We start from the raw sequence: 18,349 nt of genomic DNA, 5'->3' as shown, positions 1-18,349 counted from the left end.
TCCTACTGGAGTCGGCTCACCGCCGCATCGATCCGTTCGTCGGTCGCGGTGACGGCGATACGGACGTGTTTCCGGCCTGCCGGACCATAGAAGTCGCCCGGCGCCACCAATATCCCTTTTTCTGCGAGATCGCGCACCTGTTCCCAGCAGTCCGCGCCGTTCGTGGCCCACAGGTAGAGCCCGGCCTCGGAGTGCTCGATGCGCCACCCGGCCCGCTCCAGCGCCGGGCGCAGTCTCGCCCGCCGCGCCGCGTACCGGGCGCGCTGCTCCTCCAGGTGCGCGTCGTCGCGCAGCGCCGCGGTCATCGCGGCCTGCACCGGCGCGGGCACCATCATCCCGGCGTGCTTGCGGACCTCGAGCAGCTCGCGCACGAGCCGCGGGTCCCCGGTGACGAAGCCCGCCCGGTACCCGGCGAGGTTCGACCGCTTCGACAGCGAGTGCACCGCGAGCAGGCCCTCGTGCGAGCCGCCGCACACGTCCGGGTGGAGGATCGAGATCGGCCGCTCCTCCCAGCCCAGCTCGATGTAGCACTCGTCGGAGGCGACCACCGCCCCGCGCTCGCGCGCCCACGCGACCACCTTGCGCAGGTGCTCGGGGGGCAGCACCCGGCCGGTCGGGTTCGACGGCGAGTTCACCCACACCAGCGGCACCCGCTCGGGGCCGAGCGCGAGCAGGCCGTCCGTGGCGACCGGGGTCGCGCCGGCGAGGCGCGCCCCCACGTCGTAGGTCGGGTAGGCGAGCTCGGGGAAGGCCACGCGGTCGCCGGGCCGTACCCCGAGCAGCGTCGGCAGCCACGCGACCAGCTCCTTGGAGCCGATCGTGGGCAGCACCGCGGCCGGGTCGACGTGCACGCCGAGACGGCGGCGCAGCCACCCGGCGGCGGCCTCACGGAGCTCCGCGGTGCCGTGCGTCGTCGGGTAGCCGGGGCTGTCGGACGCGGCCGCGAGGGCCTCCCGCACGACGGTGGGCACCGGGTCGACGGGGGTGCCCACCGAGAGGTCGACGATGCCGTCCGGGTGGGCCTGCGCCGTCCGCTTGTACGGCGCGAGCCGATCCCACGGGAAGTCCGGCAGCGCCCGGGAGGGTGCGGACACGACGGTCAGTGCCCCTCGCCCTGCGGGGGAAGCGCGGCCACGATCGGGTGGTCCTTACCGATCTTGCCGACCTTCGAGGCGCCGCCGGGCGAGCCCAGGTCCTCGAAGAACTCGACGTTGGCCTTGTAGAAGTCCTTCCACTGCTCGGGAAGGTCGTCCTCGTAGTAGATCGCCTCGACCGGGCAGACCGGCTCGCACGCCCCGCAGTCCACGCACTCGTCGGGGTGGATGTAGAGCATGCGCTCGCCCTCGTAGATGCAGTCCACGGGGCATTCCTCGATGCACGCCTTGTCCAGGACATCCACGCAAGGCTGTGCGATGACGTAGGTCACCTCGGGCTCCTTCTCCTGCGCCACGGCACGGCTCGACCGCGGGTCTTAGCCCTAGTATTGCGGTGCAGGCCATGTAATCGAAACGCGAGGGGGTCGCCTGTCCGTGTCCCCCCACTACGGCGCAAGACTAGTGGTAAGGATCACGCCGGGGGACGTCGGTCGGCGTGTCTCGGTACGGCGCCGCGTTCCCGAGGGCTTCCGCGACGCGGTCGGCGTGCTGGAGTCCTGGCGGGACGGGACGCTCACGGTGCGCCGCCGGGACGGCTCGCTCGTCGAGATCGCCGAGGAGACCGTGGTCGCCGCCAAGGTCGTGCCGGACCCGCCCGCGCGCCGGCCGTCTCCTTGACGTTTTCCTCGAGATTCTTCCTGGAAAGTTCCTGCTCGCCGTGCCGCCCCGGGGCGCCGCGACCGATCACGGCGAGTATGTGGTCCGTGACGTCGCATGCCAGCCGTACCGTCCGGGCGCTCGCCCTGCTCGGGGCGTGCTCCCTCGCCGCCTGCGCGCTCGCCGCCTGCTCGGGCTCGGGATCGGGCGAGCAGCGCCCCGCCGCCACGTCGCCCGCGAGCGCGAACCCGCAGGCCACGACGCTCCGCGAGGGGTTCGGCGACCTCGACGGGCTCGTCCGGGCCGCGCGGAAGGAGGGTGAGCTCACCCTCATCGGCGTGTCCCGGGACCGGAACAACTTCGGCGCGCTCATCGACCGGTTCCGCAAGGAGTACGGCATCAACGTCCGGCTCGCCGAGCCGGACGCGCCGAGCGGGCGGCAGATCGAGCTCGCCAAGAAGGTCCGGCCGGACGTGTTCGACCTGCGGCTCGACGTCGCGGTGGCGAACGCCGGCCGGTTCCGGCCGTACCGGGTCGCGGTCTGGGACGAGATCCCCGACGACCTGAAGGACCACAAGGGCGCCTGGTACGCCGCCTACGGCGGATACGTCTCCATCGGGTACGACTCGCGCCGGGTGAAGCCGCCCGCGACCTTCGCCGACCTGCTGCGGCCGGACTCCGGGGCGAAGGTGGCGCTGCCGGGCGACCCGCGGCAGGTCGCGGCGGCGTTCGACGCGGTGATGGCCGCCTCGCTCAAGGGGGGTCGGCCCCAGGTACGGCGCGGCGTCGAGTTCTTCTCCGACCTGCGCAGGCTCAACGCGCTCGCCCCGCCGGGGCGCGCCACCGTGCTGATCGACTGGGACTACGCCCACCTCGCCCGGGGCGCCACCACCTCCCCCGACGGCTCGGCGTGGAAGGTCGTGGTGCCGCGCGACGCCGTGCTCGCCGACTACCGGGTCCAGGCGATCAACAAGGACGCGCCGCACCCGGCCGCCGCGCGGCTGTGGCAGGAGTTCCTCTTCTCCGACGAGGGGCAGAACCTGCTGCTCCAGGGGCACGTCCGGCCGGTACGCATGGAGGCGATGGAGATGCGCGGCACGCTCGACGCCGAGGCGGCGGCGCGGCTGCCGAGGGCGACCGGCGAGCCCGTGGTGCTCACCATCCCGCAGATCGACGAGGCGCGCGAACACCTGCGCGCGAACTGGGCGGCACACATGCGCTGAGGGTCCCGGGTGACCCCCGGTGACGGGGTGATCACGCAGGTCAGCGGGGTCGGCGCGACACCCCGGCGAAGAGCACGAGTTCGGCTCACATAGCCCTAGAGTGGCAGCCATTACAGACGGCGGTCGGACCCGGTGTCCGAGATTGTGAGCTGAGCATGCTGCGACACGACACACCGGCCCCCACCCGGTGGAACGAACGCGCCTACGACAGCTCCTTCGGCTACGTGTCCGCGCACGGGGCGCCCCTGGTGGAACTGCTCGACCCCCGGCCCGGCGAGCGCATCCTCGACCTCGGGTGCGGCACCGGGGTGTTCACCGCGGACATCGCCGCCCGGGGCGCCCAGGTGCTCGGGATCGACGGCTCGCGGGCGATGATCGAGCGGGCGATCGCCACCTACCCCGGGCTCGACTTCATCGTCGCCGACGGGTACGACTTCGTGGTCGCCGAGCCGTACGACGCGGTGTTCTCCAACGCGGCGCTGCACTGGCTCAGCCGGGACCCGGACGCGGTGATCCGGTGCGTGCGCATGGCGCTGCGGCCCGGCGGGCGGTTCGTGGCGGAGATGGGCGGGGCGGGCAACTGCGCGGCGCTCACCGCCGCGATGTCCACGGCGTGGCGCGAGTACGGCCTGCGCGAGCCGGAGCTGCCGTGGTACTTCCCGTCGCCCGCCGAGTACGCGCTGCGCCTGGAGAAGGCCGGGTTCACCGTGCGGCTGCTGGAGTACTTCGACCGTCCCACGCCGCTCGACGAGTGCCCGAACGGCGCGGCCGACTGGGTGCGCATGTTCGCGGGCTACCTGCTCGCCGAGGTGCCCCCGGCGATCGTCGAGCCGCTGCTGCACCGGGTGAACGAGCTCGCCGCCCCGGCGCTGCGGCGCGGCTCGGAGTGGGTGGCCGACTATGTCCGGCTGCGCTTCGCCGCCGTGCTCGACTGAGCCGCCGCCCGGCCGGGCCCGTGCCACGTCGCGTGATCACGTGGCGATGCTCTGTTCACCAGCAGGTTATTGACAGCGTTCACCCCGCGGCATCCGGCCGGGCTGGTCGTGCGGCGGGTTCGTCCCGGCGGCCGTTTCGGCGTACAGTCAGTCGTTCACCGGGTGGCCGCGACGCCCGCGCCCGCCCCGCGCGGTGCGCCACGTGGAGAGGCGCGTGGAGAGCCGCGTCGGCACGGCGGGCGGGACACCCCCACAGCGACGCCGGGTTTGCCAGACTATGGTCTGGTCTGCGGGCTGTCACCCGTGGGTCGAGAGTGAAGAGCCGGATGGGGAACAGATGAACTTCTGCCTCAGTGACCTTGTCCCACCCCTGCGCTGGAGTGACGCCGCCCGCATCCGGACCCTCACCGAGCCGGTCGAGCGCGACGGACTCCCCGACGCCTGGTGGCGGTCGCTGCCGATGGCGCGCGTGCTCGCCGTGCTCTCCGCCGACCGCCTCGCCGAGCTGCTCACCGAGCTCGCGCTCGAGCACTGGCCCGCCGCCGCGATCGGCGACATCCTGCCCGCGCTGTACGTGGCCGGCCCCGACGACGCCGACGACCCGCAGGTGGAGATCGCGCTCGACCGGGCCGGGTCGTGGGCCGGGCTGCTCGCGCTCACCGGCCGGGAGCTGCTCGACCAGCCGTTCATCCAGGCCCGCCCGATGCTGACCGCGCTGTTCGGCGCGGTGTTCGGCAAGCTCGCCGAGGGGCCCGGGGCGGCCGGGGAGCGGGCCGAGCCCGCCGGCCGGGCCGAGCGCGAGGCCAAGGCCGAGCCGCTGCCCCCGGCGATGTTCCCGCCCGCCGGGCCCGCCGCGTTCCCCCCGGCCTCCTCGTCGCTGCCCGCGTCCGCGGTGGAGTCCGCGCCCGCCGCCGAGCTGCCCGGCCAGGAGTCCCCGACCCCGGCGCCCGGCACCCGCAGGCGGGACCCGTCGGACCTGTTCGCGCTCGTCGACGCGGCCTTCGCCGACCTCGACGACCAGGCGTGGGCGGTGGCCCAGAACCGGATCTTCACCGACCAGCCCTCCGAGGCGGACCAGCTCGCCAAGCTCTTCGCGGTGCCCACCGAGCGCATCGTGGAGCTGGAGGAGCGGCTGCGGCGGCGGCTCGCGGACTGGCTCGCCGGGCCGGACGCCGAGCCGTACCGGCGGCACCTGGAGACGGTCGCCGAGTCCCTGGGCGCGGCCGCGCCGAAGTCGCGGCTGGTCGCCGCCGCCGACTGGCACTCCCGCGAGCTGCGCTCCCTCGACGTGCCCGCGTGGCAGTTCGTGCTCGCCACGCTGCCCGAGCACCGGCTCACCGGCGACTGGCTGGTCACCGGTGACCTCGCCGAGCTGCAGGAGAAGACCCGCAGGCTCGTGCTCGACGCCGAGCGGCCGCCCACCGTCGCGCAGGCCACCCGGCTCGTCGCCTCGCTCGGCATCCACGCCGAGGTGGCGCGGGAGTGGCTGGAGAGCGTGCCCGGCCTGCGCATCGAGGGGCCGGGCGGCAAGCCGGCCGAGGCGACCGACCCCGACGCCGAGGTACGGCCGGAGCCGGAGCGGCCCGAGCCGGAGGCCGCCGGTCAGGATGCCGCCGACCGGCCGGAGGCCCCCGGACCGGACGCCGCCGAGCGGCCCGAGGCCGCCGAGCCGCTTCCCGAGGCGGCCGAGGCGGCGCCCGCCGTACCCGCGCCCGCCGCGGAGCCCGACGTGCCGCCCGCCGAGCCCGAGCGGCGGGGCGAGATGCCGGCGGACGCGCTCGAGCCCGCCTTCCCCGGCCTGGGCGGGCCGGAGGCCGGGCCCGAGCCGGTCCCGGCGGCCGAGCCGCCGCTCGGCGACCGGCCGGCCAAGCCGCTGCGGCCGCCGTACGGGGCCGGGCCGGAGCCCATGCCGGAGCCCATCCCGTGGGCGGACCGCCCGCCGGTGCCGGACGCCCCCGCGCCCGAGCCCGCCCCGGCGGGCGCCGGGGCCGACCCGCTGCCGAAGCGGGTGCCCGGGGCGTCCGTGTCCGGCGAGCCGCGGCTCGACCTGGTCTCCTCGCCGTCGCGCCCGGTGGTGCGGGACGGCGGCGACGGCGGCGCGGGGCTGAAGGACGTCGCGCTCACCCGGCGCTGCTTCAAGCAGCCGGACGGGCGCTGGTGGTTCCGCATCGACGTCTCCGAGGACCACCTCGCGGGCGGGCCGTGCGCGATCCCCAGCGGGTTCGCCGCCTACCTCGGCATGCAGCCCGGCGAGAGCCGTACCGTGCGGTGCGCCACCGGGGAGCTCACCCTCGCCTGGCAGGCGCGCCCGGCGCTGGAGACGATCCGCCCGCTGCTGATCGAGGCGGGCGCCCAGGTGGGCGGGCACCTGTTCGTCACGGTGACCGAGGACGGCATGCTGCGCGCCCGGCACCTGCCCGCGGTGGCCGGCGGCGACAAGGCCGCCCAGGCGCTGCGGCTGGTGGGCTACACCGCGCCGGGAGGCACCATGGACCAGGCGCTGCGGGTGATCGCCACGCGCGTGGGCATGGACGGCGCGACGCCGCGCGCCGACCTGCTCGGGCGGCTGCGTGAGCGGGGCGACCGCGACCTGCTCTCGCTGCTCGCCACCCCGGTCACCCACTGATCACTGTTCGGCATCGCGAGCCACCCATGTCCCCACCCCGGTAGCGCAGCCACCCGGCACATTCCGTCCCTCGTGACGCGCAGCCCCACCGAACCCCGTACCACCCAGCCGAGGTGTCCGTGCCGCGACTCGCGATCTCCCCAGAGTTCCCCAGGGAGCTGAACGGTCTGGCGTGGCCGGCGCGCAAGGACGTCCTGGCCGCGGTCCGCCGGTTCCTCGCGGGCGCCCCCGACGCCCCGGTCCCCGAGCGGGTACGGCACGCCCGGGACCGCCGCGTGGTGACGTTACGGCTCGCCGACGGGCTGCGGGCGGTGGCGCTGCGGGTGGGCGACCTCTACTGGTTCATCACCGTGCTGCCCGACGAGCAGGCGTGGACCTACGCGCGCCGCCACCGGTACACGGTGAACAGCGCGATCGGGGTGGTGGAGAGCTGGGACGCCGAGGCACTCGACGAGATCGAGCCCGCGCTGCGCCGCGCGGCCGCCGCCACCGACCGGCGGCTGCTCGCCCACGTGTGCGACGGCGACCTGCTCCACCTCGGCATCGACCTGCGGCTGCTGCGGCTGGTCCGGCTGATGAGCACCGAGTCCCACCTCGCGGCGGCCGAGCCGCTGCTGCCGGAGAGCCAGTACGCCCCGCTCGCGGTGCTCGCCCAGGGCGGCAGCATGGCCGCGGCCTGGCGCGCGCTCGACGCCCGGCGGGCGGTCCCCGCCGGCGACATCGACCCCGACGACTTCGTCGCCGCGCTCGCCCGCAGCCCGGACCAGGCCGCCTTCGCCGGCCCGGCCACGCTCGAGCGCATCCTCACCCGGCCGGCGTGGTGCACCTTCCTCGACCCGCCGCAGCACCGGCTCGCCCACGGCGACGGCTACCCCGAGCCGGTGCTCGTCACCGGCGGCGCGGGCACCGGCAAGACGCTCGTCGCGCTGCACCGGGCCGCCCACCTCGCCCGGCGCGCCGAGGGCACGGTGCTGTTCGTCACCCTCTCCCAGGGGCTCGCCGCCGACCTGTCCGCGCGGCTCGACCTGCTCATCGACGACGAGGAGGCGCGGCGCCGCGTCGAGGTGGTGAACATCGACCGGCTGGCCCACCGGATCGTGGCCGACGCCGAGGGCAGGCCGCCGAAGCTCGCCCAGCCGGGCGAGCTCGCCGAGCTGTGGCGGCAGGCCGCCGCGGCGGTGGGCTGCGGCCGCGGCCCGGCGTTCCTCGCCCGCGAGTGGGAGCAGGTGGTGCTCGCGCAGAACCTGCGCGGCCTGGACGAGTACCTCGCCGCCCCGCGCGTCGGCCGCGGCGTGGAGCTCGGCCCGGACGAGCGCCGCACGGTGTGGGCGTGCATCGAGGAGTTCCAGGCGCGGCTCGCCGCCACCGGGCGGCGCACCCTGCTCCAGCTCGCCGCCGAGGCGTCGCTGGTGCTCGGCCGCAGCACCGGCGACCTGCTCGAGGCGGGCGGGCGGCGGCGCGAGCCGTACCGGTATCTCATCGTGGACGAGGCGCAGGACCTGCACCCGGCGCAGTGGCGGCTGCTGCGCGCCGCGGTGCCGCCCGGGCCCGACGACGTCTTCGTCGTGGGCGACCCGCACCAGCGCATGTTCGACACCCACGTGTCCCTCGACGACGTGGGCATCCCGGCCCGCCGGGCGCACCTGAGCACCTGTTACCGGGTGCCCCGGGAGATCCTCACCTGGGCGGTACGGCTGCGCGGCGGCGGCCCGGCCGACGGGCTGGTGGCGGGCAGCACCGGGTTCGACGGGCTGCGGGCGATCCGCGGCGGCGAGCGGCCGGTGGTGCGCGGGTACGTGTCGCTCGAGGCCGAGCTCGCCGGGCTCGTCGCGCAGGTGCGGCAGTGGCTCGCGGAGGGCGCCGCGCCGGAGGACGTGGCGGTGGCGGCGCGCTCGCCCGAGCTGGTCCGGGCGGCGCGGGCCGCGCTGCGCGAGGCGGGCGTCGACGTGAAGGTCACCAGCCTGCACGGCATGAAAGGGCTGGAGCTCACCCGGGTCGCCGTGATAGGGGTGGCGGACGGGGTCGTCCCCGCGCCGGAGGCGCTCACCCCGGCCGAGGAGGACGCCGCGGCCCGCGCCCACGACATGCAGCGTGAGCGGGGCCTGCTCTACACCGCCTGCACGAGGACGCGCGAGGTGCTCTACGTTTCCTATACGGGACGGGCCAGTCCCTTCCTGCCGCCCTGATCCCCTACGCTAATCCGCACATCTCCCGATATTTGATGATTTCTTCTTCATATTCCGTGTCCGGTTGGAACCGATGAACCTGAGCCTGTGCGACATCGTGCCTCCCCTGCGCTGGACCCCGCCCGGACAGGTGGAGCCGATCGCGAACGACCCGCGGCTGCCCGACGCGTGGTGGCAGGCGCTCCCGCTCGACCGCGCCTGCGCCCTGATCGGCACCCCCCAGGTGGCGGCCCGGCTCGCGGACCTCGCCATCGCCAACTGGGGCCATATCCCGCTCGGTGACGTGCTGCCGCTGCTCAGGTTCGTCGATCCGGCGGAGAGCCTGCGCACCCCCGGCGACCGGGAGACCGTGCAGCGGCTCTTCTCCGAGGTGCTCGACCGGCTCATGGCCTCCGAGACCGGCAGGCTGCCGGAGACGCCCGCCCGCCCGGACCGGCCGCTGCCCGAGCTCATCGACGAGCTGTTCGCCGACCTCGACGAGCGGCAGCTCGCGATCGCCCGGGACCGGGTGTACGCCGAGCACCGGGTCACCCTCGACGAGCTCGCCCAGCGGTTCTCGGTCACCCGGGAGCGCATCCGGCAGATCGAGCGCGACCTGCGCGACCACGTCGACGAGGCGCTCACCCGGCCGGAGGCGGCCCCGCTGGTGGCGCACCTCAACTGGCTGCGCGGCCGGCTCGGCGCCGCCGTACCGGCCGACGACCTCGCCGCGGCGGTGCCGTGGCACCGGACCGAGCTGCGCACGCTCGGCGTGCCCGCCTGGCGGTTCGTGCGCACCCTGCTCGCCGGTTACGAGCAGGTGGACGGCTGGCTCGTCGCGGGCGGCGCGGACGAGCTGCGGGAGAAGACCCGGCAGCTGTTCACCGACGGCCCGGTGAAGCTCGACGACGCGGTCGCGCTCGTCGCCCGGCTCGGCATCCGCGAGGACGTGGCCGAACGCTGGCTCGCCTCGGTGCCGAACCTGCGCATCCTCGACGGGCACGTGGTGCCCTGGCCGCGCAGCGCGGGCGACAAGGCCGAGGCCGTGCTCGCCGTGGCGGGCGAGCCGCTCACCCCGGAGGAGATCCAGCGGCGCATCGGCGAGGACTACAGCCTCGTCGGCATCCGCAACCAGCTCGCCTCGGACGAGCGGTTCCTGCGCGTCGACCGCGACCGGTACGGCCTGCGCCGCTGGGGCGGCGAGGAGTACGCAGGCGTGCCCGAGATGCCGGAGATGGGCGCCCGCGAGGCGGACCGTCCCGCCGCCGAGCAGCCCGCCGCGCCCGCGGGCCCGGAGGTGCCCGGCCGGTACGGCATGGCCGGGGCGGCCGGGCGCGGCTACCCGGGCGCGCCCGGCTACGAGACCGCCCAGCCCGGGTGGATCCGGGTGGACCAGCCGGACCCTTACCAGACCCGCAAGGACGTCGCGCTCTCGGTGCGCTGCTTCCGCAGCCGGGACGGCCGCTGGTGGCACCGCATCGACGTCACCGCCGACCACCTGCGCGGGGCGAGCTTCCCGCTGCCCCCGGGGTTCGCCGCCCACCTCGGCCTCGCCCCCGGCGGCGGGGTCACCACGAGCACGCCGAGCGGCGACGTGCCGATCACCTGGACCGACCGGCCGACCGTGGGCTCGATCCGGACGATCCTGCAGGAGTACAACGCGATGGAGGGCGACCACGTCTTCCTCACCGTCTCCGACGCCGGCGAGCTGCTCACCCGGTTCCTGCCCGCGGCCTCCCCGCAGCTGCCGCCGCTCGCCCGCGCCCTCCACCTGATCGGGTACACCGCCCCGGTCGCCTCGGAGGCCGAGGGACTGCGCCTGATCGGCGCCCGGCTCGGGCTGCCCGAGGGCACGATGAAGGAGGAGATCCTCGCCGTGCTGCGCGAGCGCGGCGACACCGACATCCTCTCCTTCCTCGACCCCACCGCCGCCTGAGCCCCGCCGTACCGGATGCCGCTCGCCGCGCGCCTGGGCGGGTGCGGGGCGGTCGTCTAGGCTCGAGGCATGCTGCGGCTGTACGACACGAAGGCGAGGCGGGTGGAGCAGGTCGTGCCGGACGGGGCGCGGGGACTGCGGATGTACACCTGCGGGCCCACCGTGTACCGGTACGCGCACGTGGGCAACCTGCGCTCGTACCTGCTGTCGGACATGATCCGGCGGGTGTGCGAGCGGCACGGGTTGCGGGTGGTGGTGTGCCAGAACATCACCGATGTCGGGCATCTCGTGGACGACGCGGAGATCGATCCGACCGGCGAGGACAAGATCCTGCGGCAGGCGCGGGCCGAGGGGCGGTCGGCGCTCGACGTCGCGCGGTTCTACGAGGACGCGTTCCGCCAGGACATCGCGGCGCTCAACATCCGGCCGCCGGAGTACACGCCGCGGGCGACCGAGTCGATCGACCTCATGATCGAGCTGATCGCGAAGCTGATCGAGAAGGGCCACGCGTACGTCGTGGACGACGGGTCGGTCTTCTTCTCCGCCCAATCTTTCCCGGATTATGGCGAGATTTCGGGAAATCGCCTTGACGAGCTGAAACCCGGCCACCGGTTCGACAAACCCGACCCGCGGAAACGGTTCCACGCCGACTGGGCGCTGTGGAAACACTCCCACCGGGAGCTGACCTGGGAGGCGCCGTGGGGACGCGGCTTCCCCGGCTGGCACGTGGAGTGCTCGGCGATGTCGCTGCGCTACCTCGGCGACCGGTTCGACATCCACACCGGCGGCATCGACCTGCGCTTCCCGCACCACGAGGACGAGCGGGCGCAGTCGAACGCGGCGGTGGGCCACGAGGTCGTCGCGCACTGGGTGCACGGCGAGCACCTGCTGTTCAACGGGCGCAAGATGGCCAAGTCGGCGGGGAACGTCGTGCTCGTCCGCGACGTGGTCGAGGCCGGGCTCGACCCGCTCGCCGTACGGCTGGCGATGCTGGAGCACCGGTACCGGCAGCAGATGAACCTCACCTGGGACACGCTGCGCGCGGCCGACCGCACGCTGCGGCGCTGGCGGCGGCGGGTGGCGGAGTGGGCCGAGCACCCCAGCCGGCCGATGGCGGCCGAGTACGCCGCGCGGGCGAAGGCCGCGCTCGACGACGACCTCGACACGCCGGCCGCGCTGCGCGTGCTGCGCGAGCTGGAGCGGGACGAGTCGGTGCCGCCCGGGTCCCGGTTCGAGACCTTCCTCGAGCTCGACCACGTCCTCGGGCTCGACCTGTCCCGGGACATCGGGGCCGCGCCCACGCTCCCGCCGGGGGCGGCCGAGCTGCTCGAGCGGCGCGAGCGCGCCCGGGCGGCACGCGACTGGGCCACGTCCGACCGGCTGCGCGAGGAGCTCGCCGCGATGGGCGTGAAGGTCGCCGACACCCCGGAGGGGCAGAAGGTGGTCCTCGACTGAGCCGCGACCGAGTCGCGAGCGTCAGCCGGGCAGCAGCCGGGTCTCGCCGACGGCGAGGTCCCACAGGTCGGCCGGGTCCCGGCCGTGCGCGGCCCACGCCCGGCGCGCCTCCTCGACCGGGGCGAGCGGCGGCTCGGCGGAGAGCGCGAACGTGCCCCAGTGCATCGTGGCCATGCGCCGCGCGCCCACGTCGAGGCAGGCCTGCACCGCCTCGGCCGGGTCGACGTGCGCGCCGCTGAGGTACCGGCGCGGCTCGTACGCGCCGACCGGCATGAGCGCGAGGTCGATGCCCGGGTGGCGGTCGCCGATGTCCCGGAAGTGGTGGCCGTAGGCGGTGTCCCCGGCGAAGTAGACGCGGTGCCGTTCGGTGTCGAGGACCCAGCCGCCCCACAGGGTGCGGCAGGTGTCGAACACGCCGCGGCGGCTCCAGTGGTGGGCGGGCACGAAGGCGAAGGTCACCCCGCCGAGCTCGGCGCTCTCCCACCAGTCGAGCTCGGTCACGTTGGCAAAGCCCCGGCGGGTGAACCAGCGGCGCAGCCCGAGCGGCACGAAGACCGCGACGTCCCGGGGCAGCCGGCGGACCGTGGGCGCGTCGAGGTGGTCGTAGTGGTTGTGGCTGATCACGATCGCGTCCACCGGCGGCAGGTCGCTCCACGCCACGCCCGGCGGGGTGAGCCGCGGGCGCACGCCCGGGATGCGCTGCGACCAGACCGGGTCGGTGAGCACGGTCAGGCCGCCGATGCGCAGCACGTAGGTGGCGTGGCCGACCCAGGTGACCGCGGTGTCGGTGGCGGTCACCGGGGGCAGCCCGGTGCGTTTCACCGGGATGCGGTCGGCGTCCCCGTTCTCCCGGCGCAGGGCCCCGTACCAGGCGACCAGCAGGACCTCCCGGAAGCCCGGCGCCGGGTGGGTGAGGCGGTCCCTGAAGTGCGACGGCCGGCCCCGTTCGCGGGGCGGGGCCGGGGCGAGGCTTCCACGACGAACGGTCTGCGACATGGACGCTCCTGTTCGTAGCGCTGTCTGGTCTGGACGAACGCCGCCGGACGCGCGTCGCCCAACCTTGATCATTCCCGCTCGGTGGAAAACATGCGTCGCTCAGCCGATTTTCAGAATGTCTTCGCACACATCGGGAAATCAGCCGCAAAAAGCCGCGGAATCCGCGGCGCGACTCACCCGGCGGCCCGGCCCGGATCGCCGCCCGCGCGCCGCCGCGCGGCCCGCCACCACGGGGGGACGTCCCGGTAGCCGCCGTCGGCGAGGTTCGCGCGCCGCTCGAACACGTTCCACGAGCCGGGGTTGCCGCAGATCGCGACGGAGGCGGCCGAGGCGAGCAGGTAGAGCACGATCATCGGCAGGCCGAGGCACCAGGCGTACTGGGTGGCGTGCCGCGACTCGTGCTCCAGCAGCCGGCCGGTGAGGTAGCCCTCGTCCCGGCCGGTCAGCACCACGTTCCCGACCGTGAACGCCCCGGCCATCGTCGGGATGCGGAATCCGCAGGCGAGGATGAGCCCGTACGCGCCGCGCCGGATCCGCGCCCGGCCCACCACGGCGATGAGCAGGCCGAGCGGCGTGGACAGGTTGAGGAGGTTCACCACCTGCCGGATCCGGAGCCAGGCGCCCATGGCTCGATTGTCCGCGCCCGCGGCCCGGCGGGAAAGCCCGGGCCCGCCTAGTCCGGCCGCCCGCCGTCCCGGTCCGGCGGCGGGGCGCCGAACCGCGGGGTGAGCAGCCACGACCCGTTCGACGAGGACGGCGCGAGCACCACGGCGACCGCCACCGCCACCATGCCGCCGTACAGGTAGACGTAGCCGGGCAACGTGCCCGCGATGACGAGGTCGCCCTCGGCGCGGTGCACCGCGAGCACCGCCGAGATCATCCCCCAGCCGACCGCGACCATCACCGCGGCGAGGCGGGTGCCCATCAGCCGGGCCATCGCGTACGGCACCGCGAACAGCACGGCCAGCCAGGCGATCGCGACCGTCGGGAAGCCGCCGGTGAGGTACCAGGAGTGCTCCAGCGCGCCGACGATGCCGAGGAACACCCCGAGCACGAACAGCACGCCGTACGTGGCCCCGGTGAGCATCGCCTGGCCGACCTCCTCGGCCGCGGAGTCCGGCACCGCTTCGCCCTCCCCCGGCGGCTCCTGGCCGTCCTTGCCGTCGGCGCCCTCCGTGCCGTCCGCGTCGCTCGCGTCCGCCGGGCGATCCGGTGGCTCCGGCGCGGCGCCCGCCGCGTCTCCGGCGCCTCCCGCGTTCCCGGCGCCGGCCACGGCGGGCTCGGCCGCCCCCGGCGGGACGGCCCGCTCGGCCGTGCCGGGTCCCTCCCCCGCTCCGGGCGGCTCAGCAGGCATGTTGCGCATCGATCACCCTTGGTCGACCCCGGCGAACAGATCGTCTTCCCGGTCGTACGGCTCGCCGAGCCCGCCGGTCTCGTACGGCGCGCCGACGCCGGCCGGCCCGCGCACCCCGGCCCGCAGGATGAAGTACTCCACCCCGAGGGCCTCCTGGCCGATGTTGTTCGACAGCGCGAACCACTGTCCCCGCACGGTGACCTGCGTGGCGTGCGCGCGCAGCGCGGCGAGCTTCGCCGCGACGTGCTCCCGCGCGTCGATCTCGGTGGTCACGTCCTCGTCCGCGCAGCCGTACGACGGCTCGTCGACCGCGTCGGCCGGGAGGAACCCCACGTCGCTGCGCCGCAGGTCGTCGGCCATGCGCTTGATCACCGACCGCGGCAGCGCGGTGTGGTAGAACTTCGCGATCGGCCACGGCTCGCCCTCGCCGTAGGCCGGGTCGGCGGCGAGGTGGAACGCGCGCCAGGCCACCCGGTGCGCCTGGATGTGGTCGGGGTGCCCGTAGAACCCGTTCTCGTCGTAGGTGACGAGCACCTGCGGCCGCACCTCGCGGATGATCTTCACGAGCTCCCCGGCGGCCTCGTCCACGTCCGCCCGCCAGAAGCAGCGCGGGTGGTCGTTCGAGGCGGCGCCCATCATGCCGGAGTCCCGCCACCGGCCGGGCCCGCCGAGGAACCGGTGGTCCCGCACGCCGAGCGCGGCGCACGCCGCGGCGAGCTCGCCGATGCGGTGCTCGCCGAGCCGGTCCTCCCGGTCGGCGGCGAGGTGCGCCAGCTCGGGCGGGATGATCTCCCCCTCCTCGCCGAGGGTGCACGTGACCAGCGTGACGTGCGCGCCCTCCGCGGCGTACTTGGCGATGGTGGCGCCGGTGGTGATGCTCTCGTCGTCGGGGTGGGCGTGCACGAGAAGTAACCGCCGATCACTCATGTTTCGAGCGTATCGGCACTGGCAGGATTGGTGTCCATGACCCAGAGCTTTCCGCGCCTGCACGCCCGGACCCGCCGGTTCACCCTCGGGGTGCCGCGCGACTTCACGCTCAGCCCGGACGGCGGCCGCATCGTCTTCCTGCGTACCACCTCCGGCACCGATCCGGTGACGGGCCTGTGGGAGTTCGACGTCGCCACCGGGGCCGAGCGGATGATCGTCGACCCGCGGCGGCTCGCCCCGGCCGAGGAGGACCTGCCGCCCGAGGAGCGCGCCCGCCGCGAGCGCGCCCGCGAGCAGGCGGGCGGCATCGTCGCGTACGCCACCGACCGCGAGGTGACCGCCGCGGTCTTCGCCCTCTCCGGCACGCTGTACCTGGCGGGGCTGCGCGACGGGGAGTTCGGGGTGCGCCGCCTGGAGACCGCCGGGCCGGTCGTGGACCCGCGCCTCTCCCCGGACGGCGGCCGCGTCGCGTACGTCACCGGCGGCGCGCTGCACGTGATCGACCTCGCCACCGGCGAGGACCGCGCGCTCGCCGAGCCCGAGACGGAGACGGTCACGTACGGCCTCGCCGAGTTCATCGCCGCCGAGGAGCTGAGCCGGTTCCGCGGCTACTGGTGGTCCCCGGACGGCACCGCGCTGCTCGTCGAGCGCGCGGACGACGCGCCGGTGACCCGCTGGCACATCGCCGACCCGGCGAACCCGGACCGCGAGCCCACGGCGATGGCCTACCCGGCGGCCGGCACCGCGAACGCCGAGGTCGGCCTGTTCGTGATCGGGCTCGACGGGACGCGCGTCCCCGTGCCGTTCGAGGACGAGTACCTGGCGAACGCCCGGTGGAGCAGGCACGGCCTGGTCATCGTGACCATGCCGCGGGACCAGCGGACGATCCGGCTGTGGCGGGTCGACCCGGCGACCGGGGAGACCACGCTGCTGCGCGAGGACACCGACCCGGCGTGGGTGGACGTGCACGCGGGCGTGCCCGCGTTCCTGTCGGACGGGACGCCGGTGTTGATCGCGATCGACGGCGACACGAACCGGCTGTTCGCCGGGGACCGCGCGGTCACCCCGCCCGGGCTGCAGGTGCGCGGGGTCAGCGACGTGGACGGCGACACCGTGCTGTTCCGGGCGAGCGAGGACGACCCCACGTCGATCCACCTGTACACCTGGTCGCCGCAGGGCGGCGTGGAACGGGTGAGCCCGGCGGGGCCCGGCGTGCACTCCGGGCGGCTCGCGGGCGGCACGCTGCTCGTGGTCCGGCAGTCGCTCGACGAGGAGGGCGTCGCGGTGCGGGTGCACGCGCCGGGACGGCCCGCCGTACCGATCGCCTCGTTCGCCGAGCGGCCCGGCCTCGACCTGCGGGTGTCGCTGCTGCGCGCGGGTGAGCGGGAGCTCGCCACCGCGCTGCTGCTCCCCTCCTGGCACAGGCCCGGCTCGGCCCGGCTGCCGGTGCTCATGGACCCGTACGGCGGGCCGCACGCCCAGCGGGTGCTCGCCGCGCAGGGGGCCTTCCTGGTGTCGCAGTGGTTCGCCGAGCAGGGGTTCGCGGTGATCGTCACCGACGGCCGCGGCACGCCCGGCCGGGGCCCGGCGTTCGAGCGGGCGGTCCACCTCGACCTCGCCACGCCGGTGCTCGAGGACCAGGTGGACGCGCTGCACGACGTGGCCCGGCGGTACCCGGACGACCTCGACCTCGACCGGGTCGCGATCCGCGGCTGGTCGTTCGGCGGCTTCCTCGCCGCGCTCGCCGTGCTGCGCCGCCCCGACGTGTTCCACGCGGCGATCGCGGGCGCGCCGGTCACCGACTGGCGGCTGTACGACACCGGCTACACCGAGCGCTACCTCGGCCACCCGGACGAGCACCCGGACGCCTACGACCGGTCCTCGATCATCGCGGACGCGGAGAAGCTGACCCGCCCGCTCATGCTCATCCACGGGCTCGCCGACGACAACGTGGTCGCCGCGCACACCCTGCGGCTGTCGTCCGCGCTGCTCGCCGCGGGCCGCCCGCACACCGTGCTGCCGCTGTCCGGGGTCACCCACATGACCCCGCAGGAGGTCGTGGCCGAGAACCTCCTGCTGCTGCAGGTGGACTTCCTGCGCCGGGCGCTCGGCGTGCCCGCGCCGGACGCCTCCTGAGCGCTCAGGCGCGGCAGATGAGCTCGCCGTGGGGGACGACGAACCAGCCGTCCTCCGCGGCGGCCCACTCCCGCCACGCGGCCGCCATGCGCTCCAGGTCGGCGTCGGTGGCGCCGTGCCCGCGGGCGTGGCCCGCGAACGCGGAGGCGCGGACGCGGTCCGCCCACAGGCCGCCCCACCAGGCCCGGTCCTCCGGGGTGGCGAAGCACCACACCGAGGCGGTGGGCGTGATCTCGGTGAACCCGGCGGCCCGCGCCCAGGAGAGCAGGCGGCGGCCCGCGTTCGGCTCGCCGCCGTTGCCGCGCACCACCCGCGAGTTGAGCTCCGCCCACTCCGCCAGCCCGGGGAGCTCCGGGTACCAGATCATGCCGGCGTAGTCGCAGTCCCGCACCGCGACCACGCCGCCGGGCCGGCACACCCGGCGCATCTCGCGCAGCGCCTGCACCGGGTCGGCGAGGTGCTGGAGCACCTGGTGGGCGTGGACCGCGTCGAAGGCGTCGTCGGGGAGGCCGAGCGCGTGCGCGTCGCCGACCGCGAACTCGATGTTCGCCCGGCCGCGGGCCGCGGCCTCCGCCCTGGCGAGGTCGAGCGCGTCCTCGGTCGCCTCCAGGGCCGTCACCGTGCCGGGGGCGACGATCGCGGCGAGGTCGGCGGTGATCGTGCCGGGTCCGCAGCCGACGTCGAGCAGCCGCATCCCCGGGGTGAGGTATGGCAGCAGGTAGGCCGCCGAGTTCTCGGCGGTGCGCCAGCGGTGTGACCGCAGTACCGACTCGTGGTGACCGTGGGTGTAGACCCCGCGCGCCGTCATGGTCCGCGCCTCCTTTCGCACGGCCACCGTAACAAGC

15 protein-coding genes are annotated in these 18,349 nt (G+C 75.0%); 8 read left to right on the top strand and 7 right to left on the bottom strand.

Annotated elements, in window-relative coordinates:
- Positions 1-2: 2 nt before the first annotated feature.
- Complete coding sequence (gene dapC / locus FHX40_RS01905; RefSeq protein ID WP_170198678.1) at positions 3-1,094, bottom strand: succinyldiaminopimelate transaminase; 1,092 nt, start codon at positions 1,092-1,094, stop codon at positions 3-5.
- 5 nt (positions 1,095-1,099) lie between these two features.
- Positions 1,100-1,426 (bottom strand): ferredoxin, encoded by a 327-nt coding sequence (gene fdxA / locus FHX40_RS01900; RefSeq protein WP_142261484.1) that lies wholly within the window; start codon positions 1,424-1,426, stop codon positions 1,100-1,102.
- Positions 1,427-1,556: 130 nt separating this feature from the next.
- On the opposite strand from fdxA, the gene FHX40_RS01895 reads away from it, so the two are divergent.
- The 7 genes from FHX40_RS01895 (at position 1,557) to cysS (ending at position 12,091) form a co-directional block, all read left to right on the top strand.
- The gene (locus FHX40_RS01895) at positions 1,557-1,772 is read left to right on the top strand and encodes a putative acetyltransferase (protein WP_229788871.1); all 216 of its coding nucleotides are present in this window, start codon (positions 1,557-1,559) and stop codon (positions 1,770-1,772) included.
- Positions 1,773-1,858: 86 nt separating this feature from the next.
- Positions 1,859-2,974, top strand: coding sequence for an ABC transporter substrate-binding protein (locus FHX40_RS01890; protein WP_229788870.1), 1,116 nt, complete (start codon positions 1,859-1,861; stop codon positions 2,972-2,974).
- A gap of 155 nt (positions 2,975-3,129) precedes the next feature.
- Positions 3,130-3,909: a class I SAM-dependent methyltransferase gene (locus tag FHX40_RS01885; RefSeq protein ID WP_142258002.1), complete on the top strand. Its 780-nt coding sequence runs from the start codon at positions 3,130-3,132 to the stop codon at positions 3,907-3,909.
- A 337-nt stretch (positions 3,910-4,246) separates the two neighbouring features.
- Positions 4,247-6,535, top strand: coding sequence for a hypothetical protein (locus FHX40_RS01880; protein WP_142258001.1), 2,289 nt, complete (start codon positions 4,247-4,249; stop codon positions 6,533-6,535).
- Between the two features lie 113 nt (positions 6,536-6,648).
- The gene (locus FHX40_RS01875) at positions 6,649-8,721 is read left to right on the top strand and encodes a UvrD-helicase domain-containing protein (protein ID WP_229788868.1); all 2,073 of its coding nucleotides are present in this window, start codon (positions 6,649-6,651) and stop codon (positions 8,719-8,721) included.
- A 73-nt stretch (positions 8,722-8,794) separates the two neighbouring features.
- On the top strand, positions 8,795-10,636 hold the full coding sequence (locus FHX40_RS01870) for a sigma factor-like helix-turn-helix DNA-binding protein (protein WP_142258000.1): 1,842 nt from the start codon (positions 8,795-8,797) through the stop codon (positions 10,634-10,636).
- A 69-nt stretch (positions 10,637-10,705) separates the two neighbouring features.
- A complete protein-coding gene (gene cysS, locus FHX40_RS01865) occupies positions 10,706-12,091 on the top strand; it encodes a cysteine--tRNA ligase (RefSeq protein WP_142257999.1) in 1,386 nt (461 codons plus the stop codon).
- 21 nt (positions 12,092-12,112) lie between these two features.
- Here the strand turns inward: cysS and FHX40_RS01860 are convergent, their stop codons facing one another.
- From FHX40_RS01860 to mshB, 4 genes are all read right to left on the bottom strand, one after another.
- Positions 12,113-13,087, bottom strand: a complete 975-nt coding sequence (locus tag FHX40_RS01860; protein WP_142257998.1) for an MBL fold metallo-hydrolase — start codon at positions 13,085-13,087, stop codon at positions 12,113-12,115.
- Positions 13,088-13,260: 173 nt separating this feature from the next.
- Complete coding sequence (locus FHX40_RS01855) at positions 13,261-13,713, bottom strand: hypothetical protein (protein WP_142257997.1); 453 nt, start codon at positions 13,711-13,713, stop codon at positions 13,261-13,263.
- Positions 13,714-13,760: 47 nt separating this feature from the next.
- A complete protein-coding gene (locus FHX40_RS01850; RefSeq protein WP_142257996.1) occupies positions 13,761-14,441 on the bottom strand; it encodes a DUF6113 family protein in 681 nt (226 codons plus the stop codon).
- A 12-nt stretch (positions 14,442-14,453) separates the two neighbouring features.
- Positions 14,454-15,368 (bottom strand): N-acetyl-1-D-myo-inositol-2-amino-2-deoxy-alpha-D-glucopyranoside deacetylase, encoded by a 915-nt coding sequence (gene mshB / locus FHX40_RS01845; protein ID WP_142257995.1) that lies wholly within the window; start codon positions 15,366-15,368, stop codon positions 14,454-14,456.
- Positions 15,369-15,404: 36 nt separating this feature from the next.
- On the opposite strand from mshB, the gene FHX40_RS01840 reads away from it, so the two are divergent.
- Complete coding sequence (locus FHX40_RS01840; RefSeq protein WP_142257994.1) at positions 15,405-17,504, top strand: S9 family peptidase; 2,100 nt, start codon at positions 15,405-15,407, stop codon at positions 17,502-17,504.
- A gap of 4 nt (positions 17,505-17,508) precedes the next feature.
- On the opposite strand, the gene FHX40_RS01835 is transcribed toward FHX40_RS01840, so the two are convergent.
- Entirely contained in the window at positions 17,509-18,312 is an 804-nt protein-coding gene (locus tag FHX40_RS01835; protein WP_142257993.1) for a class I SAM-dependent methyltransferase, read from the bottom strand.
- Positions 18,313-18,349 lie beyond the last annotated feature (37 nt).

The sequence above is a fragment of the Thermopolyspora flexuosa genome, from assembly GCF_006716785.1.
In the GTDB taxonomy this organism is placed as follows: domain Bacteria; phylum Actinomycetota; class Actinomycetes; order Streptosporangiales; family Streptosporangiaceae; genus Thermopolyspora; species Thermopolyspora flexuosa.
Note: the sequence above shows the minus strand (reverse complement) of the source record. Positions and strands in the feature narration are given on the sequence as shown.

Coding starts and splice junctions, on each gene's coding strand:
- FHX40_RS01885 (WP_142258002.1), top strand. CDS start 3,130: ATGCTGCGACACGACACACCGGCCCCCACCCGGTGGAACGAACGCGCC.
- FHX40_RS01880 (WP_142258001.1), top strand. CDS start 4,247: ATGAACTTCTGCCTCAGTGACCTTGTCCCACCCCTGCGCTGGAGTGAC.
- FHX40_RS01870 (WP_142258000.1), top strand. CDS start 8,795: ATGAACCTGAGCCTGTGCGACATCGTGCCTCCCCTGCGCTGGACCCCG.
- cysS (WP_142257999.1), top strand. CDS start 10,706: ATGCTGCGGCTGTACGACACGAAGGCGAGGCGGGTGGAGCAGGTCGTG.
- FHX40_RS01860 (WP_142257998.1), bottom strand. CDS start 13,087: ATGTCGCAGACCGTTCGTCGTGGAAGCCTCGCCCCGGCCCCGCCCCGC.
- FHX40_RS01855 (WP_142257997.1), bottom strand. CDS start 13,713: ATGGGCGCCTGGCTCCGGATCCGGCAGGTGGTGAACCTCCTCAACCTG.
- FHX40_RS01850 (WP_142257996.1), bottom strand. CDS start 14,441: ATGCCTGCTGAGCCGCCCGGAGCGGGGGAGGGACCCGGCACGGCCGAG.
- mshB (WP_142257995.1), bottom strand. CDS start 15,368: ATGAGTGATCGGCGGTTACTTCTCGTGCACGCCCACCCCGACGACGAG.
- FHX40_RS01840 (WP_142257994.1), top strand. CDS start 15,405: ATGACCCAGAGCTTTCCGCGCCTGCACGCCCGGACCCGCCGGTTCACC.
- FHX40_RS01835 (WP_142257993.1), bottom strand. CDS start 18,312: ATGACGGCGCGCGGGGTCTACACCCACGGTCACCACGAGTCGGTACTG.